Annotated in this window: 22 protein-coding genes; 18 read left to right on the top strand and 4 right to left on the bottom strand. The window is 68.9% G+C overall.

Features of this window, described 5'->3' with window-relative positions:
- Positions 1-8: 8 nt before the first annotated feature.
- Together ftsA and ftsZ are read left to right on the top strand one after the other, a co-directional pair.
- Positions 9-1,238, top strand: coding sequence for a cell division protein FtsA (gene ftsA, locus CDO81_RS06910; RefSeq protein ID WP_088482346.1), 1,230 nt, complete (start codon positions 9-11; stop codon positions 1,236-1,238).
- Positions 1,239-1,320: 82 nt separating this feature from the next.
- Entirely contained in the window at positions 1,321-2,559 is a 1,239-nt protein-coding gene (gene ftsZ / locus CDO81_RS06905) for a cell division protein FtsZ (RefSeq protein ID WP_088482345.1), read from the top strand.
- A 54-nt stretch (positions 2,560-2,613) separates the two neighbouring features.
- On the opposite strand, the gene CDO81_RS06900 is transcribed toward ftsZ, so the two are convergent.
- The gene (locus tag CDO81_RS06900; RefSeq protein ID WP_088482344.1) at positions 2,614-3,444 is read right to left on the bottom strand and encodes an alpha/beta fold hydrolase; all 831 of its coding nucleotides are present in this window, start codon (positions 3,442-3,444) and stop codon (positions 2,614-2,616) included.
- 23 nt (positions 3,445-3,467) lie between these two features.
- Entirely contained in the window at positions 3,468-4,163 is a 696-nt protein-coding gene (locus CDO81_RS06895) for an SDR family oxidoreductase (RefSeq protein ID WP_088482343.1), read from the bottom strand.
- 109 nt (positions 4,164-4,272) lie between these two features.
- On the opposite strand from CDO81_RS06895, the gene CDO81_RS06890 reads away from it, so the two are divergent.
- The 4 genes from CDO81_RS06890 (at position 4,273) to CDO81_RS06875 (ending at position 8,075) form a co-directional block, all read left to right on the top strand.
- A complete protein-coding gene (locus CDO81_RS06890; RefSeq protein ID WP_088482479.1) occupies positions 4,273-4,836 on the top strand; it encodes a TetR/AcrR family transcriptional regulator in 564 nt (187 codons plus the stop codon).
- Positions 4,837-4,937: 101 nt separating this feature from the next.
- Positions 4,938-6,926 carry a sensor histidine kinase gene (locus CDO81_RS06885; protein WP_088482342.1) on the top strand — a complete coding sequence of 663 codons (1,989 nt, stop codon included), beginning with the start codon at positions 4,938-4,940 and terminating at the stop codon, positions 6,924-6,926.
- 24 nt (positions 6,927-6,950) lie between these two features.
- Positions 6,951-7,886: a UDP-3-O-acyl-N-acetylglucosamine deacetylase gene (lpxC, locus tag CDO81_RS06880; RefSeq protein WP_088482341.1), complete on the top strand. Its 936-nt coding sequence runs from the start codon at positions 6,951-6,953 to the stop codon at positions 7,884-7,886.
- 3 nt (positions 7,887-7,889) lie between these two features.
- Positions 7,890-8,075: a hypothetical protein gene (locus tag CDO81_RS06875; protein ID WP_088482340.1), complete on the top strand. Its 186-nt coding sequence runs from the start codon at positions 7,890-7,892 to the stop codon at positions 8,073-8,075.
- Between the two features lie 234 nt (positions 8,076-8,309).
- Here the strand turns inward: CDO81_RS06875 and CDO81_RS06870 are convergent, their stop codons facing one another.
- On the bottom strand, positions 8,310-9,800 hold the full coding sequence (locus CDO81_RS06870; RefSeq protein WP_088482339.1) for a carboxypeptidase M32: 1,491 nt from the start codon (positions 9,798-9,800) through the stop codon (positions 8,310-8,312).
- Entirely contained in the window at positions 9,797-10,294 is a 498-nt protein-coding gene (locus tag CDO81_RS06865; protein WP_088482338.1) for a YqaA family protein, read from the bottom strand. The genes CDO81_RS06870 and CDO81_RS06865 overlap by 4 nt, the downstream gene beginning before the upstream one ends.
- A gap of 79 nt (positions 10,295-10,373) precedes the next feature.
- On the opposite strand from CDO81_RS06865, the gene dusB reads away from it, so the two are divergent.
- The 12 genes from dusB to CDO81_RS06805 all read left to right on the top strand — a co-directional run bounded on the left by dusB (position 10,374) and on the right by CDO81_RS06805 (position 23,944).
- Entirely contained in the window at positions 10,374-11,426 is a 1,053-nt protein-coding gene (gene dusB, locus CDO81_RS06860) for a tRNA dihydrouridine synthase DusB (RefSeq protein WP_088482337.1), read from the top strand.
- Positions 11,423-11,692: a helix-turn-helix domain-containing protein gene (locus tag CDO81_RS06855; RefSeq protein ID WP_241516872.1), complete on the top strand. Its 270-nt coding sequence runs from the start codon at positions 11,423-11,425 to the stop codon at positions 11,690-11,692. The genes dusB and CDO81_RS06855 overlap by 4 nt, the downstream gene beginning before the upstream one ends.
- Before the next feature lie 5 nt (positions 11,693-11,697).
- Positions 11,698-13,275, top strand: a complete 1,578-nt coding sequence (gene purH / locus CDO81_RS06850) for a bifunctional phosphoribosylaminoimidazolecarboxamide formyltransferase/IMP cyclohydrolase (RefSeq protein ID WP_088482335.1) — start codon at positions 11,698-11,700, stop codon at positions 13,273-13,275.
- Positions 13,276-13,666: 391 nt separating this feature from the next.
- A complete protein-coding gene (locus tag CDO81_RS06845; RefSeq protein WP_088482334.1) occupies positions 13,667-15,076 on the top strand; it encodes a coniferyl aldehyde dehydrogenase in 1,410 nt (469 codons plus the stop codon).
- 5 nt (positions 15,077-15,081) lie between these two features.
- Complete coding sequence (locus CDO81_RS06840) at positions 15,082-16,728, top strand: GMC family oxidoreductase (protein WP_088482333.1); 1,647 nt, start codon at positions 15,082-15,084, stop codon at positions 16,726-16,728.
- A 19-nt stretch (positions 16,729-16,747) separates the two neighbouring features.
- Positions 16,748-17,287, top strand: coding sequence for a GNAT family N-acetyltransferase (locus CDO81_RS06835; protein WP_088482332.1), 540 nt, complete (start codon positions 16,748-16,750; stop codon positions 17,285-17,287).
- 105 nt (positions 17,288-17,392) lie between these two features.
- Positions 17,393-18,295, top strand: coding sequence for a tetratricopeptide repeat protein (locus CDO81_RS06830; RefSeq protein WP_088482331.1), 903 nt, complete (start codon positions 17,393-17,395; stop codon positions 18,293-18,295).
- Positions 18,296-18,364: 69 nt separating this feature from the next.
- Positions 18,365-19,015 (top strand): lysophospholipid acyltransferase family protein, encoded by a 651-nt coding sequence (locus tag CDO81_RS06825; RefSeq protein ID WP_088482330.1) that lies wholly within the window; start codon positions 18,365-18,367, stop codon positions 19,013-19,015.
- Positions 19,015-20,016, top strand: coding sequence for a phosphatidate cytidylyltransferase (locus CDO81_RS06820; protein ID WP_088482329.1), 1,002 nt, complete (start codon positions 19,015-19,017; stop codon positions 20,014-20,016). The genes CDO81_RS06825 and CDO81_RS06820 overlap by 1 nt, the downstream gene beginning before the upstream one ends.
- A 154-nt stretch (positions 20,017-20,170) precedes the next feature.
- On the top strand, positions 20,171-20,719 hold the full coding sequence (ruvC, locus tag CDO81_RS06815) for a crossover junction endodeoxyribonuclease RuvC (RefSeq protein ID WP_088482328.1): 549 nt from the start codon (positions 20,171-20,173) through the stop codon (positions 20,717-20,719).
- A gap of 39 nt (positions 20,720-20,758) precedes the next feature.
- The gene (locus tag CDO81_RS06810) at positions 20,759-22,159 is read left to right on the top strand and encodes a sodium:solute symporter (protein WP_088482327.1); all 1,401 of its coding nucleotides are present in this window, start codon (positions 20,759-20,761) and stop codon (positions 22,157-22,159) included.
- A 6-nt stretch (positions 22,160-22,165) separates the two neighbouring features.
- A complete protein-coding gene (locus CDO81_RS06805; RefSeq protein ID WP_088482326.1) occupies positions 22,166-23,944 on the top strand; it encodes an ABC transporter ATP-binding protein in 1,779 nt (592 codons plus the stop codon).
- The last annotated feature ends 37 nt before the right edge of the window (positions 23,945-23,981 follow it).

Genomic DNA, 23,981 nt, shown 5'->3' with positions numbered 1-23,981 from the left:
GGACGGACATGGCCAAGGAATACAAGGATTTGGTCGTCGGGTTGGATATTGGAACCGCCAAGATCATGGCGGTCGTGGCCGAGGTTTTGCCGGGCGGCGAATTGCGCATCGCCGGCCTGGGCGTGGCCCCGTCGAACGGGTTGAAGCGCGGCGTGGTGGTCAATATTGATGCCACGGTGCAGTCCATCCAGCAGGCCTTGAAAGAGGCCGAGATGATGGCTGACTGCAAAATATCGAGGGTTTACACGGGGATCACCGGCAGCCATATCCGCGGCCAGAACTCCACCGGCATGGTCATCGTGCGTGACAAGGAGGTCACGCCGGTGGATGTGACCCGGGTGGTCGAAACCGCCAAGGCCATCAATATTCCGAATGACCAGCGCCTGTTGCTGGTCGAGCCGCAGGAATTTGTCATCGACGGCCACGAGGTCAAGGAACCCATCGGCATGAGCGGTGGCCGCCTGGAGGTCAAGGTCCATATCGTGACCGGTGCCCAGAGTGCGGCTGAAAACATCGTCAAATGCGTGCGCCGCTGCGGCCTGGAGGTCGATCAGCTGGTTTTGAATCCCAGCGCCTCCAGCCATGCGGCCCTGACGGCGGACGAGCGCGATCTGGGGGTCGCGCTGGTGGATATCGGCGCCGGCACGACCGATGTCGCGATATTCACCGGCGGGTCCATCCGCCATACCGCGGTCATTCCGATTGCCGGCGACCTGATCACCAGCGATATCGCGATGGCGCTGCGCACGCCGACCAAGGACGCCGAGGAGATCAAGGTCGAATACGGCGTGGCCAAGCAACTGCTGGCCGACCCGTCGGACCAGGTCGAAGTGCCCGGCCTGGGGGATCGCAGCCCCCGGATGCTGTCCAAGCAGGCGCTGGCCGGCGTGATCGAGCCGCGGGTGGAGGAAATCTTTTCGCTGGTGCACCAGGTCATCCGCGACAGCGGGTATGAGGAACTGTTGTCCTCCGGCATCGTTCTGACCGGCGGCTCGGCGGTCATGCCGGGCATGGTGGAACTCGCCGAAGACATTTTCCTGAAACCGGTCCGCCGCGGTCTGCCCACCTATTCGGGGGCCCTTTACGACATGGTGGCCAACCCGCGTTCAGCCACCGTCATGGGCTTGCTGGAAGAGGCGCGGCTGTCGCGCACGCGGGGTTTCAAGGCCGCGCAGCAGGCCGGCTCGGTGCAAACCCTGCTCGGACGGGTCAAGGATTGGTTCATGGGGAATTTCTGACCCCTAAAAATCAGGAAAAAAGTGTTTCAGCAACTAGTCAACATTCATGTGCCCGAGGCACAATTGCAGTAGGAGGTTTGATATGCCCATCGAGATGATCGAAGAGTTTGACCAAGGCACCCAAATCAAGGTGATCGGGGTCGGTGGTGGCGGCGGCAATGCGGTCGACCACATGATCGCCCAGGGCGTTCAAGGCGTTGAGTTCATCTGCGCAAATACCGACGCGCAGGCGCTCAACCGCTCCAAGGCCGACCAATTGCTGCAACTCGGCTCCACTGGCCTGGGCGCTGGTGCCAAACCCGAAATGGGCAAGGCCGCCGCCGAGGAAGCCGAATCCCGCATTCGCGAATCCATCGCCGGCGCCAATATGCTGTTCATCACCGCCGGCATGGGCGGCGGGACGGGCACGGGCGCTGCGCCGGTGATTGCCCGCGTGGCCAAGGAAATGGGCATCCTGACGGTCGGCGTGGTCACCAAGCCGTTCGAATTCGAAGGCGGCCGTCGCGCCAAGGCGGCCGACTCTGGCTTGGCCGAACTCGAAGCCAATGTCGACTCGCTGATCGTCGTGCTGAACGACAAGCTGCTCGACGTGCTGGGTGACGACGTCACTCAAGATCAAGCCTTTGCGCATGCCAATGACGTGCTGAAGAACGCCGTTGGCGGCATTTCGGACATCATTCACATCCCGGGCCTGGTCAACGTCGACTTCGAAGACGTCAAGACCGTGATGAGCGAGCCGGGCAAGGCCATGATGGGCACCGCCCAGGCCACCGGCCCGGATCGCGCCACCAAGGCCGCCGAAGCCGCCGTGGCCTGCCCGCTGCTGGAAGGCATTGATCTGTCCGGCGCACGGGGCGTGTTGGTGCTGATCGCCGCGAGCCGCGCCAACTTCAAGCTGAGCGAGTCGCGCAATGCGATGAACGCCATCAAGCGCTACGCCTCTGAAGACGCGCACATCATCTACGGCACGGCCTACGACGAATCGCTGGGCGACGCCCTGCGCGTGACCGTCATCGCCACTGGCCTGACCGCCGGCCGCGCCCGCCAGCAGGCGCCGCTGCAGGTGGTGCAGACCCAGCAGGTGGTGCGCAACGGCACCGACGGCATGCCCGTGCTGACGCAGGCCGTGGCCATGGCCGCTCCGGCGGCCGGCGCGCAGGCCAATGTCGGCCTGGGCCTGGGCGACTTCGCCAACGCCAACGTGCCGAGCGTGTGGCGGCATGGCCGTTCGGGCAGCGCGGCCGCCAAGGTCGAGGCACTGTCGTCCAACGGCATGGACGAGATCGAGATCCCGGCTTTCCTGCGCAAGCAGGCTGACTGAGCGTCACCGCTTCAGCGGTAGAGGGCGAACCGACAGGTTCGCCCTTTTTGTTGTTCAGGCCGTTCGGCCTTGGCTGATGAAGGCCACGCTGCGTGCGATGACGGCGGCGTCGGCCAGCAGGCGTCGGTGACCCAGGCCGGCGGTGCGCTCAAGCTGGGAGGCCGGCCAGGCGTCATGCAGCGCCTCGGACGCGGCGAAGGGCACGGTGCGATCCTCGGGGTCGTGCAGGATCAGGCCGGGATGCACCAGGCCGTGCTGCAGCCGGTCGAGGTCGACGAGCGCGATGCGCGTGCCGATGAAGCCCTCCACCCAGCCAGCAAAAGCTGCCGCGTCGGCCGGGCCCAGGCCATGGGCTCGCGCCAGGCCTTTGACCATCGGCGTCAGTGATGACGGGCCGGCCAGATGCACGCTACGTGTCACCGCCCCGCCGTGCGCAAACGCGAGCAAGCTGGCGGCCGATCCCATCGAATGCCCGATGACCCCGTGCACCGTGCCGGCGTCGGCCAACAACGCGCGCAGCGCCCGCCCGGCGTGCACGACGCTGCAGGCGTGGCCCGTCGAATCGCCGTGTCCAGGCAGGTCGAACAGCGTGACCGAGAACCCCGCCTCGACCAGCGGCGCAACGAAACGCAGCCCATGCGCGCCACGGCTGTTCCAGCCATGGACGAACACGACGCGCGGCCCCTGGCCGAACGTCCAGCGCGCCAGCTTGAGTCCTTCGTGGCGCAGCGGCGGCTCGGCGTGACCCGCCAGGGCAGCCTGCTCCTGCGCGGTGAGAGGCACCCGCTCGGGCGACGAGAACGCATGGCGGGCGGCTGCGACCTGGGCAGGATCTGCCGCCAAGGCCGAATCAGCCGGGTGGCCCGAGGTGACGGAAACAGACATCGTGGGCTCCTTCGGCGCCAGGGTCAGCCGGCGTAGGCCGGCCGGGCGGTGGACAGGCTCTGCTTGACCTGGCGGCTGACTTCGTCGGCCAGCACCTCGAAGTCACCCGCAGCCAGCGCTTGCAGGGCCTGCCGCGCCACATCGGCCGGCGACGCCTTGGGGCCGGCCACGCCGCGCACCATGTCGGTGTCCATGTAGCCGACATGCAGGCTGGTCACCTGCGTGCCCTGCGCCCGGAGTTCCTGCCGCAGCCCATTGCTCAGGGCCCAGGCCGCGGCCTTGGACGCGCTGTAGGTGGCCGAGCCCGGCAAGCTCACCCAGCTCAGCGCCGACAGCACGTTCAGCACCGCACCGCCGCCGTTGGCTGCCAGCACCGGAGCGAACGCGCGGGCCAGCAGCCAAGGGCCGAAGAAGTTGGTCTCCAGTTCGGCGCGCGCAGCCGCCAGGGCTTCGGTCGCCAGCAGGCTGCCGCCGCGCAGGATGCCGGCGTTGTTGATCAGCAGGGTCACGTCCCGGCATTCGGCGGCTGCCGCGGCCACCTGGGCCGGATCGGTCACGTCCAGGCGCAGCGGCACGACGCCGGGCAGGTCGATGCTGGCGGGGTCGCGGGCGGCGGCATACACCTTGGCGGCGCCGGCCGCCAGGGCGGCTTCGGCGAAGGCACGGCCGAGGCCGCGATTGGCGCCGGTGATCAAGACGACGGCATGGGAGAGGTTCATGACAAGTTCCTTGAGGCAAGTTTATTCATGTCGGGCGACATGATTAAATAAATGTCGGTCAACATATAAAATCCGTCAAGCCCTCAACGACATGCCCTCGGAGACCGCGATGAAAGTGAGCCGCGCGCAGGCGGAGCAGAACCGCGAGCGCATCCTCGACAACGCCGCCCAGCTTTTCAGGGAGCGTGGCTTCGATGGCATCGGCCTGAATGAGCTCATGCAGGCGGCCGGCCTGACGCGTGGCGGCTTCTATGGGCATTTCGAGTCCAAGGACGACCTGGCGGCCCAGGCGTTGGCGCGCGCCTTGTCGACGCAGGCCGAGCTGTGGCGCCAGCAAACGGACCGCAGCCTGACGGGCTGGATCAACGCCTATCTGTCTGACGCGCACCGCGAGCAGGTCGGCGCGGGCTGCGGCCTCGCGGCCCTGGCTGGCGACGTCGCCCGCGCGGGCCCGGCGGTGCGCGACGTCTTCGCCGGCGGCGTGCAGGCCGCTGTGCAGCGGCTCACGCCGCAGATGCCTGCCGCCGACGACGCCGAGCGGCGCGCGCAGGCGATGGCTTTGCTGTCGACGCTGGTGGGCGCGCTGCTGCTGTCCCGCGCGGTGGGCGACGACGCCTTGGCCCAGGAGCTGCGCGAGGCGGCGCGGGCCCACCTGCCGGTGGCCATCGGCTGAACGGTCAGGGCCGCGGCACCGGCGGCGACGCATCGGTGGGCCGGGGCACCCCCCTGTGGCATGCTCGCGCCCCATGACAAAAGCCATGACGGCAGACAGGGATGTGGAGCAATGCGCAGGACGACGTGGCCATGCATGACTGGGTGAGGCGGCTGCGTGCTGGGTTGCTGGTCGTGCTGTTGGGCAGTTGCCTGGGGGCGTCGGCCCAGCGCCTGCCGCAACCGAGTGCGCGCCTGGCCGGTGACGATGCCGCGCCGGCCGAAATGGCGGTGAGTTCATGGACGCGCGCCGAGTTGGAATCCTGGTGGACAGCCCTGCGCCGGCATGCCGCCGTGGGCGGCGATCACCTCGATCTGCCCGCGTCGCAATTGCCGCCCGAAGCCCCGGGCGCCTGGCATGCCGTGGAGCTGCCCGACGTGCGTCACCGCCCGGGGGCGGCGCGGGTGGGGCAGGATGCAGGCTACGAGATGCGCTGGTACCGCCTGCACGTGCCGGCGGGCGGCGACCAGCCGCTGGCCTTGTACGTGCCTCGTCTCGTGACCCTGTCGGCCGCGGTCTTGATGCGAACCGAGCGTGGCTGGGTGCCCTTGCTCGACAACCAGCATGCCGAACGAGAGCAATGGGTGCAGCCGGTGTGGCTGCCACTGCCCGGCGCGGGGGAACGGGGGCTTGATCTCGTCGTGGCATTGCCCGTGCCTGCGGGCAGCTATCACGTGGTGTCGCGGCTGTGGGTGGGCCCGCGGGACGTGCTGGAGAAGCGCTGGCAATGGCGGGTGCGTGCCCAGACAGGGCTGCCCCAAGCGGTCAGCCTGACGCTGGCGGTGCTGGGCCTGTTCGCGCTGACCTTGTGGTTGCGCCGCCCCGGGGAGGCCATCTACGCGCTGTTTGCCCTCGCCGCTGCCGCCTGGATGGTGCGCAATCTGCACTACTACGTCAGCCCGCCGGCCTCGCCCGGCGCACAGGACTGGTTCTGGTGGGCCACGCATGCGTCGATGGGCTGGGTGCTGCTGACGGCCTTGCTGTTCGCGATGCGCTTTGCGTGCCGGCGTTTCCTCGCGCTCGAGCGGCTGCTGACCTTCAGCGTGCTCGCGGTCAGCGTGATCAGCATGCCCTTGTGGTTGCGACAGTGGGACATGGTCGTGCTGCAGTACACCGTCACTGCGGGCGTGGCCGCCGTGGGCACGGCGTGGGTGACTTACGTGGCTTGGCGGGAGCGTCGATCGGAGCTGACGGTGATGGCCACGGCCCTCATCTTCGGCGGCCTGATCGGCGCCCACGACCTGGCCGTGCTGGCCGGCTGGGCCTGGCCCGAGCACTTCTTCCTGATGCCGGTCGCCACCCTCGCCGTGATGCTCAGCTTCCTGCATGCGGTGCAGCAGCGCTACGTCGGCGCGGTGGAGCAGGTCAAGGCCGAGAACAGCCAGCTGCAGGAAGACCTCGACGAGCAGGTCTCGGTGCTGCAGGCCCAGAACGCGCAGCTGCGTGAGGTCGAGCGCCAGCAGGCGCTGCTGCTGGAGCGCCAGCGCATCATGGCCGACATGCATGACGGCCTGGGCTCGGCGCTGCTGTCGGCGCTGGTGGCCATGGAGCAGGGCAGCATGTCGCATGAGCAATGCGTGGAGGTGCTGCGCGAATGTGTGGACGACCTGCGCCTGGTCATCGACTCGCTGGAGCCTGTCGGCCATGACCTGGTCTCGCTGCTGGCCACCATGCGATACCGGCTCGGCAAGCGGCTGCAGACCGGCGGCCTCAAGCTCGATTGGGACGTGCAGGACCTGCCCACGCTCGCCTGGCTGGAGCCACCCGATGCGCTGCATGTGCTGCGCTTGATGCAAGAGGCGCTCAACAACGTGCTCAAGCATGCCCGCGCCAGCCGCGTGCGCCTGGTCACGCGCCACCACGGCAACTATGTCGAGATCCGGGTCGAGGACGACGGGGCCGGCTTTGACCTGCAGACCATCCAGCACGGCCGCGGCCTGAAGAGCCAGATCAAGCGCGCCCAGCGCCTGGGGGGCAAGCTGCGCATCGATTCCTCGCCCGGCCATGGCACGAGGCTATCGCTGCGATTGCCCGTGGAACGCAAGACCTAGGGTTCTTCCTGGGACAATCGACGCATGGTCAAGCAACGCACCCTGAAGTCGATCACACGCGCCGTGGGCGTAGGCATTCACAGTGGCCAGAAGGTCGAACTGACCCTGCGCCCCGCGCCGCCGGACACCGGCATCGTCTTCCGCCGGGTGGACCTCTGCCCGCCGGTGGACATCCCGGTCGGCGTGATGTCAGTCAGCGATACCCGCATGGCCACCACCATCAGCCCTGGCGGCGACCCGGGTGGCCCCAAGGTGCAGACCATCGAGCACCTGCTGTCGGCCTGCGCCGGCCTTGGGCTGGACAACCTGCTCATCGACATCAACGCCGACGAGGTGCCCGTGCTCGACGGCTCGGCGGCGAGCTTCGTGTTCCTGCTGCAGTCGGCTGGCATCGTCATGCAGGACGCGCCCAAGCGCTTTCTCAAGGTCAAGAAGCCGGTCGAGGTGCGCCAGGGCGAAGGCAAGAAGCTGATGTGGGCCCGCCTGGAGCCCCATCACGGCTACACGCTCAGCTTCGAGATCGAGTTCGACAACCCGGCCGTGGCCGCCACCGGCAGCCAATTCGTGTTCGACATGGGCTCGGGCCAGTACAAGAAAGAGATTGCACGGGCCCGCACCTTCGGCATGACGGCCGACATCGACCTGATGCGCTCCCGCGGCCTGACGCTGGGCGGCTCGATGGACAACGCCATCGTGGTCGACGACTACAAGGTGCTCAACGCCGACGGCCTGCGCTACGACGACGAGTTCGTGAAGCACAAGATCCTCGACGCCATCGGCGACATGCAGGTGGCCGGCATGCCGCTGCTGGCGGCCTACACGTCCTTCAAGGGCGGGCATGCGCTGAACAACAAGCTGCTGCGCGCGCTGCTGGCCGACGAATCGGCCTACGAGGTCGTCAGCTTCGACGACGACCGCGCGGCACCCAAGGGCTTCGCCGAACTGGCGCCGGCCTGGTAAGTCATGCTCGTCGCCCGCCTCGTCATCGGCCTGTTGCTGTTCGCGGCCATCCTGTGCTTCGCGATGTCCATCGCCACGCGCCAGGCGCGCTGGCGGCGGCTGGGGATCATCATCATGAAGTGGACGTTGATCGCCGGCCTGGCCTTCTTCGGCGTGCTGATCCTGGAGCGGCTGGCCGTGCTGCTGTGACAGGCGTCACGGCCCGCGCTGGCAGACCCTCGGCTTGCGGGGATGCGGCAGGCGCCGCGTTTTCGCAGAATTCATCCACGGTCGCTGCACCCGCGGCGGCCGAGCCCGAGGAAGAACACCGCCCGGGCGCCGCGCGTGGAGAAGGCCGGGGGGCCGGGGAAGCGTGCTGGTTCGAGTAGAGAGAGATCGATCGAAGTCCTGGGGCCGCTCCTGCTGGAGCGGCCCTTTTTTTGTTCAGCCGCCCAGGTAGCGGCTGCGCAGGTGGGCTTCGAAGTGGGCCGGGTTCAGCGGCTCGCCGCTGGCGCGCTGCACCAGCTCTGGCGTCTCGTAGCGGCTGGCCGCCTGCCAGACGTGGGTGGCGAGCCAGTCGAACACGCCGCAGAGTTCACCCGCGGCGATGCGGGCATCGAGCTGCGGCTGCTGGGCGCGCATCGTGGCGAACCATTGCGCGGCGTACATCGCGCCGAGTGTGTAGCAGGGGAAGTAGCCGAAAAGGCCGGCGGGCCAGTGAACGTCCTGCATGGGGCCGTCCCTGAAGTTGCCGCGTGTGTCCAGGCCGAGCAGCTCGGCCATGCGCGCGTCCCACAGGGCCGGAATGTCTTCCACCTCCGCCTCGCCTTCGATCAGCGCGCGCTCGATGTCGAAGCGCAGCAGGATGTGGGCGGGGTAGGTCACCTCGTCGGCATCCACGCGGATGAAGCCCGGCTGCACACGTGTGAGCAGCTTGTGCAGGTTGTCGGGCGCGAAGGCCGGCTGGTGGCCGAAGTGCTGCGCGAGCAGCGGCGACAGCAGCCGCGCAAACGCCGGATGGCTGCCGAGCTGCATTTCGAACGACAGGCTCTGGCTTTCGTGGATGCCCATGGAGCGGGCGCGTGCGATCGGCTGCCCCAGCAGCTCGCGCGGCAGACCCTGCTCGTAGCGACCGTGGCCAGTCTCGTGGATGACGCCCATCAGCGCGGGCAGGAAGTCGTCCTCGCGGTAGCGGGTGGTCATGCGCACGTCCTCGGGCACGCCGCCGCAGAAGGGGTGCGTGCTCTCGTCCAGCCGGCCGGCGGCAAAGTCGAAACCCATCAGCCGCATCGCCTCCAGGCCGAGCGCCTTCTGGGCTGCGGTGGGGAAGGGGCCAACCGGCCGGATGACGGTCTCGCGGGCCTGGCGCGCCATCACGTCCTGGATCAGCCCGGGCAGCCACTGCCGCAGCGGTGCGAAGGCACGCTCGACATCGGCGCCGCGCATGCCGGGTTCGTACTGGTCCAGCAGCGCGTCGTAGCGTGACAGGCCGTTGCTCTGAGACAGGCACTCGGCCTCCTGGCGGGCGATCTTCAGCACCTCGCGCAGGTTGGGCGCGAAGCCCGCCCAGTCGTTGGCCTGGCGCTGCTGCCGCCAGGCGTGCTCGCAGCGGTTGTTGGCCAGGCTCTTGGCTTCCACCAGCGCCTTGGGCAGGGCATTGGCCGCCCGCCAGGCGCGGCGGATCTCGCGCAGGTTGGCCCGTTGGGTATCGTCCAGCGGCTCCGTGGCCGCGGCTTCCAGCAGGCCGGGCAGGGCGGGGTCGGTGGCCAGCTCGTGCAGCAGGCCGTCCATCTCGGCCAGCGCGAGGCTGCGCGCCTCGTTGCCCTTGGCCGGCATGTTGGCGGCCTGGTCCCACTGGGCGATGGACTGCAGATGGCCGAGGCGGTGCAGGCGTTGCTGCCGCGAGGCGAGGTCTTGGTAGGCGGGGGTGTTCATGTCAACCAGGTCTCCGGAATCAGCCAGATCAAGGCAATGGTGTAGAGCAGAAATCGCAGGAACTTGCCGAGTGCCATCCAACCGACGCAGGGCCAGAAGGGCAGCTTGAGCCAGCCGGCCACCGCGCACAGCGGGTCGCCGACGATGGGCAGCCAGCTCAGCATGCAGGCCTTCGGCCCGAAGCGCTTGAGCCAGGCGAGCGCGCGCGGGTTGGGCGGCTCGCGGTGCCGCACGGCCTCGACCGCCCGCTCGGCGCCATAGCCCATCCACCACGACACCACGCCACCGAGCGTGTTGCCGACGGTGGCCACCGCGATGACGGCCCAGAACATGCTGGGGTCGGCTTTGACGACGAGGTAGACCGCCGGCTCCGAGCCCAGCGGCAGCAGCGTGGCCGAGATGAAGGTGATGATGAACACCGCCACCAGGCCGACCTGCGGCAGGGCGAGGGCGCCGAGCAGGCTGGTGATGAGCTGCGAGAGCCAGGCTTCCATCCGCGCATTGTGCGGGGCGGCGCAAGGCCGCTTGGGCCGGGTGGCTACAATCCCGCCTCTTTTTTGAGCAGACACCCTCGTGCAGATCGGCCCCCACTCCTTACCCAACCGGCTCTTCGTGGCGCCGATGGCAGGGGTGACGGACCGGCCCTTCCGCCAGCTGTGCCGCCGCCTGGGCGCCGGCTACGCGGTCAGCGAGATGGTCACCTCGCGCAAGGAGCTCTGGGGCAGCCTCAAGACCTCCCGCCGCGCCGACCACACCGGTGAGCCGGGCCCGATTGCGGTGCAGATCGCCGGGACGGACGCCGCCATGATGGCCGAGGCCGCGGCCTACAACATCGACCGCGGCGCGCAGATCATCGACATCAACATGGGCTGCCCGGCCAAGAAGGTGTGCAACAAATGGGCCGGCTCGGCGCTCATGCGCAACGAGGCGCTGGCGCTGGAGATCGTCGAGGCGGTGGTGGCCGTGTGCGCGCCGCGTGGCGTGCCCGTCACGCTGAAGATGCGCACCGGCTGGAGCGCCGAGGAGCGCAATGCGCTGCGACTGGCGCGGCAGTTCGAGGCGGCTGGCATCGCGATGTTGACCATCCACGGCCGCACCCGCGAGCAGGGCTACAAGGGCCTGGCCGAGTACGACACGATCGCAGCCGTCAAGACAGCGCTGACCATCCCCGTGGTCGCCAACGGCGACATCGACTCGCCCGAGAAGGCCCGTGACGTGCTGGCCTATACCGGCGCCGATGCGCTGATGATCGGCCGCGCGGCCCAGGGCCGGCCGTGGATCTTCCGCGAGGTGGCGCATTTCCTGGCCACCGGCGAGCACCTGGCCGCGCCCACCATCGCCGAGGCGCGCGAGGTGCTGACCGAACACCTGCACGACCACTACGGCCTGTACGGCGAGCTCAGCGGCGTGCGCAGCGCCCGCAAGCACATCGGCTGGGCCGTGCGCGGCCTGCCCGGCGGCGAAGGTTTTCGCCAGCACATGAACACCCTCGAGCGCAGCGACGAGCAGGTCCAGGCGCTGCGCGACTGGCTCGACGACCTCGGCCAGACCCACGACCGGCTGCCGCCCGCAGCAGCCGCTGACAACGACGATCAAGCCCAGGCCGAAGAAGCCTGCATGGCATGACAGAACGGACCGCCATGAGCGCCCAGAAGAACACCCCGCCCAACCCCATCGACGCCTGCGTGCGCGACAACCTCGAAGCCTTCTTCCGTGACCTGGACGGCCAGGAGCCGCATTCCATGCACGAGATGCTGGTCAAGCTCGTGGAGCGCCCGCTGTTCGAGATCGTCATGCGCGAGGCGGGCGGCAACCAGAGCAAGGCCGCGCAGTGGCTGGGCATCAACCGCAACACGCTGCGCCGCAAACTCAACGATCACAACTTGGGCTGACCCACATGGCACTCACTGCACTCCTCTCGGTTTCCGACAAGACCGGCATCCTCGAATTCGCCCGCGGCCTGCACGCGCTCGGCGCCCAGCTGCTGTCCACCGGCGGCACGGCCAAGCTGCTGGCCGACAACGGCCTGCCTGTGACCGAAGTGGCCGAGCACACGGGCTTCCCCGAAATGATGGATGGCCGGGTCAAGACCCTGCACCCCAAGATCCACGGCGGCCTGCTCGCTCGCAGCGACCTGCCCGAGCATGTCGCCGCCATGCAGCAGCACGGCATCACCCGCATCGACATCCTGGCCGTCAACCTCTACCCCTTTGAAGCCACGGTGGCAAAGCCCGGCTGCACGCTGGAAGACGCCATCGAGAACATCGACATCGGCGGCCCGGCCATGGTGCGCAGCGCGGCCAAGAACTGGAAGGACGTGACGGTGCTGACTGACGCCGCCCAGTACGCCGCGGTGCTCGACGAACTCAAGGCAAACGGCAAGACCAGCGACAAGACCCGCTTCGCCTGCTCGGTGGCTGCCTTCAACCGCATTGCCCAGTACGACGCGGCCATCAGCAACTACCTGTCCGCATTGGACGAGGACGGCACGCTGGCCGAGTACCCGGCGCAGATGAATTCCACCTTCGTGAAGGTGCAGGACCTGCGCTACGGCGAGAACTCGCACCAGACCGCGGCGCTCTACCGTGACCTGTTCCCGGCGCCGGGCTCGCTCGTGACGGGCAAGCAGCTGCAGGGCAAGGAGCTGAGCTACAACAACATCGCCGATGCCGATGCCGCCTGGGAGTGCGTGAAGAGCTTCGACACGCCGGCCTGCGTCATCGTCAAGCACGCCAACCCCTGCGGCGTGGCCGTGGCCGGCACGGCCGCCGAGGCCTACAGCAAGGCCTTCAAGACCGACCCCACCAGTGCCTTCGGCGGCATCATCGCCTTCAACCGCGAGGTGGACGGCGCCGCCGCCCAGCTGGTGGCCAAGCAGTTCGTCGAGGTGCTGATGGCGCCGTACTTCAGCGCCGAGGCGCTGGAGATCTTCAAGGGCAAGGTCAATGTGCGCCTGCTGCAGATCGCACTGCCGCCGGGCGGCGCGCGCCCTTGGGACCAGGGGCGCAATGCCGGCGACAGCAAGCGCGTGGGCTCGGGCCTGCTGCTGCAGACGGCCGACAACCACTTCCTCAAGAAGGACGACCTCAAGGTCGTGACCACGCTGCAGCCCTCGGCCCAGCAGCTGGACGACCTGATGTTCGCCTGGACCGTGGCCCAGTACGTGAAGAGCAATGCCATCGTCTTCTGTGGCGGTGGCATGACCCTGGGCGTGGGCGCCGGCCAGATGAGCCGCCTGGACTCCGCCCGCATCGCCTCCATCAAGGCCCAGCATGCCGGCCTCACGCTGCAGGGCTCGGCCGTGGCCAGCGACGCCTTCTTCCCGTTCCGCGACGGCCTGGACGTGCTGGCCGATGCGGGCGCGACCTGCGTGATCCAGCCGGGCGGCTCGGTGCGTGACGATGAAGTCATCGCGGCCGCCAATGAGCGCGGCATCGCCATGGTCTTCACGGGCGTGCGCCATTTCCGGCATTGAGAATGCCCCCCGCCCAGCGTCGCCGCGCTGAACGCGGGCGACGCTGGTCGACCCCCCGAGGGGGCGGCGATGCTCGCGGCATTGAGCCGCTCGCACATCGCCAGAAGGGCCGGCTTGGGAGCGGCCCGGCGCTCGGCCCGGAGTGACTGTTGACCCCCGGGCCAGCGCGTACGCTGGCCCGCCCCCCGAGGGGGCGGCGATGCTCGCGGCGTTGAGCCGCTCGCACATCGCCAGGACGGGCCGGCTTGGGGCGGCCCGGCGCTCGGCCCGTGGCTGGGCGTGTCACCTGGGGGACTAGACGCATTCCTCTAGTCGAGGGCCCACCCCGATGGTGGGGCTTTCACTTGGGTTTAGCCTCGGTGCATTCTTCAAGAACACCGGAGACAGGCCCATGGACATCGCGCTGCAGGAACGCCTGCACCTGGCGCTGACGGCGCAGCGCCGTGCGTTCGACGCCGAACGCATGCCCAGCGAAGCCGTGCGGCGTGACCGCCTGCAGCGGCTGCTGGGCATGACCCGCCAGCACAGCGAGGCGCTGGCGGCGGCGATGGCGCAGGACTTCGGTCATCGGGCGCGCCAGGAGTCGCTGCTGGCCGACCTGTTCACGGTGGAGTCGGCCGCGCGGCATGCCCTCAAGCGCCTGCGCCGCTGGATGAAGCCCCGGCGCGTCGAGACACCGCTGCACTTCCTGCCTGGCCGCAATGTGCTGATGCGCCAGCCGCTCGGCGTCGTCGGCATCGTGGCGCCCTGGAACTACCCCTACTACCTCGCGATGGCGCCCGCCGTCGCGGCGCTGGCGGCGGGTAACCGTGTGCTGATCAAACCCTCGGAGCTCACGCCCGCCACGAGCGCCTTGATGGCGCGACTCGTGGGCGAGTGTTTCGCGCCTGAGGAGATGCAGGTCATCACCGGCGATGCCGAGGTGGGCAAGGCTTTCACCCAGTTGCCCTTCGACCATCTGTTCTTCACCGGTTCCACGCCGGTCGGGCGCATCGTCGCGCAGGCTGCAGCGAAGAACCTGGTGCCGGTCACGCTGGAGTTGGGCGGCAAATCGCCCGCCATCGTCGACCGCAGTGCCGACCTGGCGCTCACCGCCTCGCGGCTGGCCTTCGGCAAGCTCTTCAATGCCGGGCAGACCTGTGTCGCGCCTGACTACCTGCTCGTGCCGCGCGAACTCGCCGAGCCGCTGACCGAGCGCCTGCTGGCCGAGATGCGGCGGATGTACCCGCGCATTGCCGGCAACCCGGACTACACCGCCATCATTTCGCCCCGCCACCACGCCCGTCTGCAGGGCCTGGTGGACGATGCCGCCCAGCGCGGGGCGCGTGTGCTGAAGAGCCATGTCGACCACCCGGACGACCGCCGCATGGTGCCCACGCTGCTGCTGGACGTACCGGCCGACGCGATCGTCATGCAGGAAGAGATCTTCGGCCCGCTGCTGCCGGTCGTGCCCTACGACCAGCTCGATGACGCCCTCGCGCAGGTGAACCGCGGCGACCGCCCGCTGGCGCTGTACTGGTTCGGGCAGGACGGCGCCATGCGGGACCGCGTCATGCGCGAGACCCATGCCGGCGGCGTCACCGTCAACGATTGCCTCTGGCACCTCGGCCAGGAGGAGCAGCCCTTCGGCGGTGTCGGCGCCAGTGGCATGGGCGCCTATCACGGTGAATGGGGCTTTCGCACCTTCAGCAAGGAAAAGCCGCTGTTCATCCAGTCGCGCTTCGCCGGCACGCGGCTGTTCCAGCCGCCCTACGGCGCCACGTTCGAGAAGCTGCTCGGCCTCCTGAAGCGCATCACCTGAACGCCATGAACGACATCACACGCTTCGACGAAACCCATGACGTCATCGTCATCGGGGCCGGCTCTTCCGGCTCGGCCCTGGCCGGCCGCCTGACCGAAGACCCGGGCACGTCCGTGCTCGTGCTGGAGGCCGGTGCCGACGTCAACAACTGGCTGGGCAACGTGCCCACCGCGGCGGTGCTGATGGTGCCGAGCAAGCTGCACAACTACGCCTTCGAGACCGTGCCGCAGCCCGGCCTCAACGGGCGCCGCGGCTATGTGCCGCGCGGCAAGATGCTCGGCGGCTCCTCGGGCATCAATGCCATGGTCTACATCCGCGGCCAGCGCGAGGACTATGACGAATGGGCGGCGCTGGGCAACACCGGCTGGGGCTGGGACGACCTGCTGCCCCACTTCATCAAGAGCGAATGCAACGACAGCTTTGGCGCACCGCTGCATGGCCAGGCTGGCCCACTGAAGGTCAGCCAGCTGCGCAGCGACAACCCGCTGCAGCAGGCCTGGGTGGGGGCGGGGCGCGAAGCTGGGCACACCATCAACCACGACTTCAACGGCGACTCGCAGGAAGGCATCGGCATCTACCAGGTCACCCAGGACCGCGGCGAGCGCTGCAACGCGGCGCGCGCCTATCTGCGCCCGCATCTGCACCGGCCCAATCTGCGGGTGACGCCTCACGCGCAAGTCCAGCGCATCTTGTTCGAGGGCCGTCGCGCCGTGGGCGTGGAGGTCAAGGTCGGTGGTGAGTTGCGCCGCCTGCAGGCTCGCCGCGAGGTGGTGCTGGCCGCGGGGGCCATCCAGTCGCCCCAGTTGCTGATGCTGTCCGGTGTGGGCGATGCCGCCCAGCTGCAGGCCCAGGGCATCGAGGTGCTGCACCATCTGCCGGGCGTGGGCGCCAACCTGCAGGACCACCCGGACTTCGTCTTCGGCCTGCGCAGCAAGAGCCTGGACAGCTTCGGCGTGTCGCTGGGTGGGGGCCTGGCCTTCTGGCGTGCGCTGCGCCGCTACCGCAGCGAACGGCGCGGCATGCTGACCAGCAATTTCGCCGAGGGCGGGGGCTTCCTGCGCAGCTCGCCCGAGCAGGCGCGGCCCGACATCCAACTGCATTTCGTCGTCGCCGCGGTGGAAGACCATGCCCGCAAGCTCGGGCTCGGCCACGGCCTGTCCTGCCATGTCTGCCTGCTGCGCCCCAAGAGCCGCGGCACGCTCAAGCTCGCCAGCCGCGACGTGGCGGCCGCACCGCTCATCGACCCGGCCTTCTTCCAGCATCCAGAGGACGTTGCGCAGATGGTGGCGGGCTTCAAGCTCACCCGCACCCTGCTGAACCAGCCCTCGCTGCGCGCCCACTGGAGCCACGAGATGTGGGGCGCTGACGCCCGCAGCGATGCTGACATCGAGGCCCTGCTGCGCCAGCGCGTGGACACCATCTACCACCCGGTGGGCACGTGCAAGATGGGCGTCGACGCGATGGCCGTCGTGGACCCCGAACTGCGCGTTCACGGCCTGCAGGGCCTGCGCGTGGTCGATGCCTCCATCATGCCCAACCTCATCAGCGGCAACACGAACGCACCGGCCATGGTGATCGGCGAGAAAGCGGCTCAAATGATGCAGGCGGCGGCCCGCCGGCCACAGGCGGTTGCCGAGATCAGCGCCGCCTGAGGCGGTCAGAATCGCCCGCATGAGCCACCCCGCCGCTGAATTGCGCCCAGCCCGTGCGGACGACGCGCCAGCGCTGGCGCGATTCGCCGCCCAGGCCTTCACCGACACCTACCGTGGCCTGGACGATGACCAGGACATCGCGGACTACTGCGCCGAGCACTTCACGCCGGCCGTCATGGCGGCGGTCATCGCCGACCCGGCCTGCAGCACCATGTTGGCGTGGGTGGGCGATGCGCTGGCGGGTTATGCCATCGTGCGCGACAAGCCCGCGCCGCCCTGCGTGACGGGGCGGGCGGTGCAGCTCTGGCGCCTCTACCTCGACCAGGCCTTCATCGGCCAGCGGCTGGGCGCGCGCCTGATGCAGGCCGCTCAGGCTGAGGCCCGCCGACGCGGCGCCCAGACGCTGTGGCTGGGGGTGTACGACCGCAACGTGCGGGCGGTGGACTTCTACCGGCGCTTCGGCTTCGTTCAAGTGGGCACCAGCGAGTTCCTGTTCGGTGGCCGTATCTACGCCGACCCGATCTACGCCGCAGCTGTCCCGAAGCTGGCGACGGCCTGACGTCCTACAGCCGGTGTCTTGAAAGCCGACGGCCCGGCGCCAGCTCCGAGGCGCAAACTGGCATGCGCGCGCTGAACAGAGGGCGCGCGCCGAAGGAGATTGGCGATGAAGTTCCCCCGCTTCCTGCTCTTGTGCATGGCGCTGTTGTCCGGCCTGTGGCTGGGCACGGCGCAGGCCCTGCCGAATGTCGATGAGGTGCAGGCCGCCACTCAGCGAGGCGACTATGCCGGCGCCGAGAAAATGATGCGTGACGTGCTGGCGGCCAAGCCCGACAGCGCGCGGGCGCATTACGTGCTGGCCGAAATCCTCGCTCATGAGCGCAAGTTCGGCGAGGCGCGCGAGCACGCCAGCCGCGCCCGCACGCTGGACCCGGCCGTCAAGTTCACCGACCCGGCCAAGTTCCAGGACTTCGAGCGTCTGCTGGAGCGCCAGGCGGGCACCGCGCGCAGCGCCGACCGCACCGCTGTCACGCCTGCCGCACCGCCGCCGCGTGCGGCGCCGGCCGAGCGCAGTGAAGGCAGCGGCGTGCCGGTGTGGCTGCTGGTCGTGGGCGTGGTGGTGTTCATCGCGCTGGCTGCACGCTGGATGCGCAACCGCACGGCCGCTCAGCCCCAGCCGGCCTATGCGAATGCGGGCGGCTATGCCTCCGGGGGGTATGGGCCCACGGCCTACGGCCCCACCGGCTACGGCCCCGGCGTGCCGCCGACCTCCGGTGGGCCCGGCCTGATGGGTGTCGGCCTGGCCGCTGCCGGCGGTGTGGCCGCCGGCATGCTGGCTGAACGCCTGCTCCACGGCAGCGACCACGACGAGCGCAGCCTGCCGCGCGATGTCGGCAGCCCCGCGGGCGGCCTCATCCCCGGCAGTTTCGACAGCAGCGACGCCAGCAGTGCCGGCGATGAACTCAGCCGCCGCAGCATCGACTTCGGCAGTGGCGACGGCTGGGACAGCGGCAGCAGCAGCGGCAGCGACTTCAGCGGCGGCAGCAGCGGCGGCAGCGACGACTGGTGATCACGACAGCGCGCCGCCTGGAGCGACAACTCCAGAGCCGCGCTCAGGGCGGGCCTGATAATCCCGCCCATGACGCTCGCCGCCTTCACCGGCCAGTTGCTCGCCTTCATCGCCCGGCTCATCACCGGCGCGCAGGGCCACTGGAAGGGCTGCCCGCCAAAAGCAGAGCAGCGCATCTACATCGCCAACCACCAGAGTCACTTCGATCTCGTCCTCATCTGGGCCGCATTCCCGCATGAGCTGAGGGCCTCCACCCGTGCCATCGCGGCGCGCGACTACTGGACCAAGAGTGCCTTCCGGCGTTGGCTCACCACGGAGGTGTTCAACGCCATCTACGTCAGCCGCACCCGCAGCAACCCCGACGAAGATCCGCTGGAACCCCTGGTGGAGGCGCTGTCCAACGGCGACTCCCTGGTCATCTTTCCCGAGGGCACCCGCTCCAACAAGGGCAATCCCATGCCCTTCAAGAGCGGCATCTATCACCTCGCCGAACAGTTCCCGCATGTGCAGTTGATCCCGACCTGGATCGACAACGTGCAGCGCGTGATGCCCAAGGGCGAGGTCGTGCCCGTGCCGATTTTGTGCACCGTCACCTTCGGCGAGCCCATCCAGCTGCGACCGGGCGAGAGCAAGGTCGACTTCCTGTGCCGCGCCCGCGAGGCCGTCATGGAGCAGCGGCCCGACCCGTTGTCGGTTGCCCAGCCGGTGGAGGCCGACTGATGGTGGCCTGGCTCAAGCAACTGTCGTCGAGCGAGCAGGTGGCGCTGCTCTTTGTCGTGCTGTTCGGGTTCCTGACGCTGCTCACCGCAGGGCTGTTCCTCAATTCGCTGCGCGAGCGTGAAAGCGAGGACGAGCGCCTGGCCTCCCAGCTCACCTGGGAGCGGGTGCGGCGCGACCTGCGGGCCGCCTGGATCGGCGGCTGCATGTTCTGGGTCGCCTGGATCAGCGGGCCGCTGGGCGCCACGCTGCTGTTCGCGCTGTTCTCCTTCCTGGCGCTGCGCGAGTTCATCACCCTGGTGCACACCCAGCGCAGCGACCACCGCACCCTGATCGTCGCGTTCTTCGTGCTGCTGCCGGTGCAGTACATGATCTGCGGCACGCGCTTCTTCGACCTGTTCACGGTCTTCCTGCCGGTCTATGGCTTCCTGGTGCTGCCCATCGTCAGCGCCCTGGCCGACGACCCGCGCGCCTTCCTGGAGCGCAACGCCAAGATCCAGTGGGGCGTGATGGTCTGTGTCTACGGTCTGTCGCATGCACCCGCGCTGCTGCTGCTGGACTTCCCCGGCTACACCGACCGCGGCGCCTTCCTGCTGTTCTTCCTCGTGATGGTGGTGGCTTCGTCCCAGATCGCGCAGGAGATTGCCACCCGCACGCTGCGCCGCCGGCCGGTGGCCCGCCGCATCAGCCGCAGCTTCTCGATGCGGGCCTGGTGGATCGGTACCGTCATCGGCGCGTTGGCGGGGCTGGGCCTGTTCTGGATCACGCCGTTCAAGGCCGGTCAGGCCCTGGCCATGGCCTTCCTGACCGCGGGCGCGGCCGGCTTTGGCGGCCTGGTGATGAAGGCCCTCAAGAAGGACGCGGGCGTGCGCTACTGGGGCAACCGCAGCTCCATCACCGGTGCCGTCGGCCTGCTGGACCGCATCGCGGTGCTGTGCTTTGCGGCACCGGTGCTGTTCCATTCGGTGCGCTGGTACTTCCAACTGCCGCTGGGGTATCGGTGATGGCCGACGTTCGAGTGGCTGGCGTCCGGTCCATGGCCACAGAGGCACAGAGACACAGAGAGGTCGGTGCAATGCCTGCGCCCGGGTCGCCGCGGGGCACGAACTTCTCTGTGCCTCTGTGTCTCTGTGGCTGTGGGCGTTGCGAGTGCCGGCCATGAGGATCCTCGGCATCGACCCCGGCCTGCAGACCACGGGCTTTGGCGTCATTGACGCGGACGGGCCGCGCCTGGCCTATGTGGCCAGCGGCACCATCAAGACCACGGGCGTGGCCCTGGGCGACCTGCCGGCCCGCCTGAAGATCCTTTTCGACGGTATCCGCGAGGTCTCGGCCCGCTACCAGCCGCAGTGCGCAGCGGTGGAAATCGTGTTCGTCAATGTGAACCCGCAGTCCACGCTGCTGCTCGGTCAGGCGCGCGGTGCGGCGCTGGCAGCGCTGGTGTCGGCGGATCTGGCCGTCAGCGAATACACCGCCACGCAGATGAAGAAGGCCATCGTCGGCCACGGCCAGGCCAAGAAGGAGCAGATTCAGGCCATGGTGCAGCGCCTGCTCAACCTGCCCGGCGTGCCGGGCAAGGACGCGGCGGATGCGCTGGGCCTGGCCATCATGCATGCGCATGCCCGCGTGAGCTTTGACGCGATGAGCCGCAGCACCACGCTGCAGCGCCGTCAGCACGCCCAGTTCAAGGGCAGCCGCACCTACTGACGACCGGCCCCGGCGTGGCCTGGGGCATGATGCCGCCCCATGTCGCCCGCCCTGCTGTTGACCGGCGTTCTCGCCTACTTCGTTCTGTTGCTCGTACTCGCCCGCCGCGTCTCCCGCGGTTCCGGGGCCGAGGGCTTCTATGTCGGTGGCCGCGCCAGCCCCTGGCCGGTGGTGGCCTTCGGCATGGTCGGCACCTCGCTGTCCGGCGTCACCTTCATCAGCGTGCCGGGCTCGGTGGCCACCAGCGGCTTCACCTATCTGCAGGTCACGCTCGGTTATGTGGCGGGCTATGTGGCGATTGCGTTCGTGCTGCTGCCGCACTACCACCGCCTGGGGCTGTCCTCCATCTACGAACTGCTGGAGGAGCGCCTGGGGGCTGGCGCGCGGCGGTTGGGCTCGGCCTACTTCGTGCTGTCGCGCACGGTGGGCGCCACGGCGCGGCTCTATCTCGTCGTGCAGGTGCTGCACACACTCATCCTCGCGCCGCTGGGCCTGCCATTCGCGGTCGGTGCGGCGGTGGTGTTGGCCATGATCCTGCTCTATACGGTGGAGGGCGGCGTCAAGGCGCTGGTGTGGACCGACACCTTGCAAACCCTGGGCATGCTGACCGGCCTGGTCGTGTGTACCGTGCTGCTGTGGCAGCCGGACGCCTTCGCCCGGCTGGACGCGGCCGGCCTGTCTCGCGTGTGGGTGAGCGACCCGCTGTCGCGCGACTTCTCAGTCAAGGCGCTGCTGGCCGGCGCCTTCATCACCATCGCGATGACGGGGCTGGACCAGGAGATGATGCAGAAGAGCCTGTCGGTGGCCAAGCTGCGCGATGCGCAGAAGAACCTGCTGCTGCTGGCCGGCCTGCTGGTGCTCGTCATCGGCGCCTTCCTGCTGCTGGGCGGGCTGCTGACGCTGTATGCGCAGTCGCAGGGCCTGGCCGTCAAGGGCGATGCGCTCTTCCCGGCGGTCGTCATGCAGCACCTGCCGGCCTGGGTGCAGATCGTCTTTGTGCTGGCCCTGGTGTCGGCCCTGCTGCCGAGCGCCGACGGTGCACTCACCGCGCTGACCGCCAGCACCTGCCTGGACCTGCTGCGCCTGCCGCGTGAAGACGTGCGCACCCGCCGCCTGGTGCACCTGGGCTTTGCGGCGCTCTTCCTGGCCCTGGTGCTGGGCTTCAAGGCGCTGGACAGCGCCAGCATGATCTACCTCATCCTCAAGCTCGCCGGCTACACCTACGGCCCGCTGCTGGGCCTGTTCGCGTTTGCGCTGTTCACGCCGCGGCCGGTATCAGGCCGAGCGCTGGTGGTGGTGTGCCTGGCAGCACCCGCGCTGTGCGCCGTACTGGACTTCGGCCAGCCCTGGTGGGGCTACCAGATCGGGCTGGAGTTGCTGCTGCTCAATGGCCTGCTGACATGGGCGGGCCTGGTGCTGGCGGCGCCGCGGCGACACTGACGGCCCATGTCGGCTGCTGCTCCCTCTCCCACGCATTCCCTTGCGCGCATGCTCGGCGCTTTCGTGCGCGAGCACTGGCGCGCCTACGCTACGGCCGCCGCCATGCTGAGCTGCATTGCGCTGATGACGGTGTGGATCCCACGTCAGGTCGGCCAGGTCGTGGATGCGCTGGTGGCTGGCCGGCTGCACGGTGAGGCGCTGTGGCGCCAGCTGGGCCTGCTGGTACTGGCGGGTTTCACCATCTATCTGCTGCGCGTGGGCTGGCGGTTGACGCTGTTCAAGGCGGCCTACCAGCTCGGCGCCCGCCTGCGCACGCGGCTCTTCACGCGGCTGGCGCTGCAGGCGCCGGGCTACTTCCAGCAGCAGCGCACCGGCGACCTGATGGCCCTGGCCACCAACGACATCGACACCGTCGAGATGGCGGCCGGTGAAGCCATGCTCGCCGGCTTCGACGGCACGCAGACCTTGCTGCTGGTGCTGGCCATGATGACGATCGCCATCGACTGGCGGCTGGGCCTGGCGGCGCTGTTGCCCTTCCCGCTGATGGCGCTGGCCTTCTGGTGGATTTCCAACCACCTGCATACCGCCGCGCAGGACGCGCTGGGCGCCTTCAGTGGCCTGAATCAGCAAGTGCAGGAAAGCCTGTCGGGCGTGCGTACGGTGCGGGCGCTCGGGCTTGTGGGCCGCAGCCAGGCGCAGTTCGGCGAGTTGGCCGAGCGCGCGGCGGAGGCGAGCTTCCGGTCACAGCGCTGGGAGGCCGCTTATGAACCCGCGGTGGGCATGACCCTGGGCGCCGCCTCGGTCATCGCGCTGGCTGTAGGCGGCTGGCTGGTGGCGCGCGGCGAGATCACGATCGGCCAGCTCACGGCCTTCACGATGTACCTGGGTCAGCTGATCTGGCCGATGTTCGCGGCCGGCTGGGTGATGGCGCTGCTGGAGCGCGGCCGAGCTGCCTGGGCGCGGCTCGCGCCGGTGCTGGATGCACCCCTCACGCTGGCCGACGAGGGCCGGGCCGCGCTGCCGGCCGACACCACGCTGCAGGCGCAGGGCTTGTCCTTCACCTACCCCGGGGCCAAGCGGCCGGCCCTGGTCGACGTCGACCTCACGCTGGCCCCGGGCCGCACGCTCGGCGTCGTGGGCGCCACCGGCTCCGGCAAGTCGACGCTGGTGCGGCTGCTGCTGCGCCAGGCCGAGCCGCAGGCCGGGTGCCTCACGCTCGGCGGCCTGCCGTTACCCGAGCTGCCCTTGCAGGCCCTGCGTGCCCACATCGCCTGGGTGCCGCAGGAGCCCTTCCTGTTCTCGGCCTCGGTGGCTGACAACATCGCGCTGGCGCGGCCTGGGGCCACACGCGAAGAGATCGAGGCCGCCGCGCGATTGGCCGCGGTGCATGACGACATTGCGCGACTCCCGGCTGGCTATGCCACCGAAGTGGGCGAGCGCGGCGTGACGCTGTCCGGCGGCCAGCGCCAGCGCGTGGCGATCGCGCGGGCGCTGCTGTCGGACGGTTCGCTGCTGGTGCTGGACGATGCGCTGTCGGCCGTGGACACCGGCACCGAGACGGCCATCCTCGACCACCTGCGCCAGCTGCGCCGTGAGCGGCCCGATCGCAGCGTCATCGTGCTGGCCCATCGCCTCTCGGCCGTGATGGACGCCGACGAGATCATCGTGCTGCGCCAGGGTCGCATCCTTGAGCGAGGTACGCATGCCGAACTGCTGGCCCTGGGCGGCTGGTATGCCTCGCAGTGGCGCTACCAGCAGATCGAAGCCAGCCTGGAGGCGGCGTGATGGAGCAGTCGTTGGGCGAACACAGTCACAGAGGCAT

The sequence above is a fragment of the Roseateles puraquae genome, from assembly GCF_002205845.1.
Lineage (GTDB): Bacteria > Pseudomonadota > Gammaproteobacteria > Burkholderiales > Burkholderiaceae_C > Pelomonas > Pelomonas puraquae.
The sequence above is the reverse complement of the archived record's forward strand: the minus strand, read 5'-3'. Positions and strand labels throughout refer to the sequence as shown.

Bases quoted from the DNA above. Each gene is read 5' to 3' on its own strand.
- ftsA (WP_088482346.1), top strand. From the start codon at position 9: ATGGCCAAGGAATACAAGGATTTGGTCGTCGGGTTGGATATTGGAACC.
- ftsZ (WP_088482345.1), top strand. From the start codon at position 1,321: ATGCCCATCGAGATGATCGAAGAGTTTGACCAAGGCACCCAAATCAAG.
- CDO81_RS06900 (WP_088482344.1), bottom strand. From the start codon at position 3,444: ATGTCTGTTTCCGTCACCTCGGGCCACCCGGCTGATTCGGCCTTGGCG.
- CDO81_RS06895 (WP_088482343.1), bottom strand. From the start codon at position 4,163: ATGAACCTCTCCCATGCCGTCGTCTTGATCACCGGCGCCAATCGCGGC.
- CDO81_RS06890 (WP_088482479.1), top strand. From the start codon at position 4,273: ATGAAAGTGAGCCGCGCGCAGGCGGAGCAGAACCGCGAGCGCATCCTC.
- CDO81_RS06885 (WP_088482342.1), top strand. From the start codon at position 4,938: ATGTGGAGCAATGCGCAGGACGACGTGGCCATGCATGACTGGGTGAGG.
- lpxC (WP_088482341.1), top strand. From the start codon at position 6,951: ATGGTCAAGCAACGCACCCTGAAGTCGATCACACGCGCCGTGGGCGTA.
- CDO81_RS06875 (WP_088482340.1), top strand. From the start codon at position 7,890: ATGCTCGTCGCCCGCCTCGTCATCGGCCTGTTGCTGTTCGCGGCCATC.
- CDO81_RS06870 (WP_088482339.1), bottom strand. From the start codon at position 9,800: ATGAACACCCCCGCCTACCAAGACCTCGCCTCGCGGCAGCAACGCCTG.
- CDO81_RS06865 (WP_088482338.1), bottom strand. From the start codon at position 10,294: ATGGAAGCCTGGCTCTCGCAGCTCATCACCAGCCTGCTCGGCGCCCTC.
- CDO81_RS06855 (WP_241516872.1), top strand. From the start codon at position 11,423: ATGACAGAACGGACCGCCATGAGCGCCCAGAAGAACACCCCGCCCAAC.
- purH (WP_088482335.1), top strand. From the start codon at position 11,698: ATGGCACTCACTGCACTCCTCTCGGTTTCCGACAAGACCGGCATCCTC.
- CDO81_RS06845 (WP_088482334.1), top strand. From the start codon at position 13,667: ATGGACATCGCGCTGCAGGAACGCCTGCACCTGGCGCTGACGGCGCAG.
- CDO81_RS06840 (WP_088482333.1), top strand. From the start codon at position 15,082: ATGAACGACATCACACGCTTCGACGAAACCCATGACGTCATCGTCATC.
- CDO81_RS06835 (WP_088482332.1), top strand. From the start codon at position 16,748: ATGAGCCACCCCGCCGCTGAATTGCGCCCAGCCCGTGCGGACGACGCG.
- CDO81_RS06830 (WP_088482331.1), top strand. From the start codon at position 17,393: ATGAAGTTCCCCCGCTTCCTGCTCTTGTGCATGGCGCTGTTGTCCGGC.
- CDO81_RS06825 (WP_088482330.1), top strand. From the start codon at position 18,365: ATGACGCTCGCCGCCTTCACCGGCCAGTTGCTCGCCTTCATCGCCCGG.
- CDO81_RS06820 (WP_088482329.1), top strand. From the start codon at position 19,015: ATGGTGGCCTGGCTCAAGCAACTGTCGTCGAGCGAGCAGGTGGCGCTG.
- ruvC (WP_088482328.1), top strand. From the start codon at position 20,171: ATGAGGATCCTCGGCATCGACCCCGGCCTGCAGACCACGGGCTTTGGC.
- CDO81_RS06810 (WP_088482327.1), top strand. From the start codon at position 20,759: ATGTCGCCCGCCCTGCTGTTGACCGGCGTTCTCGCCTACTTCGTTCTG.
- CDO81_RS06805 (WP_088482326.1), top strand. From the start codon at position 22,166: ATGTCGGCTGCTGCTCCCTCTCCCACGCATTCCCTTGCGCGCATGCTC.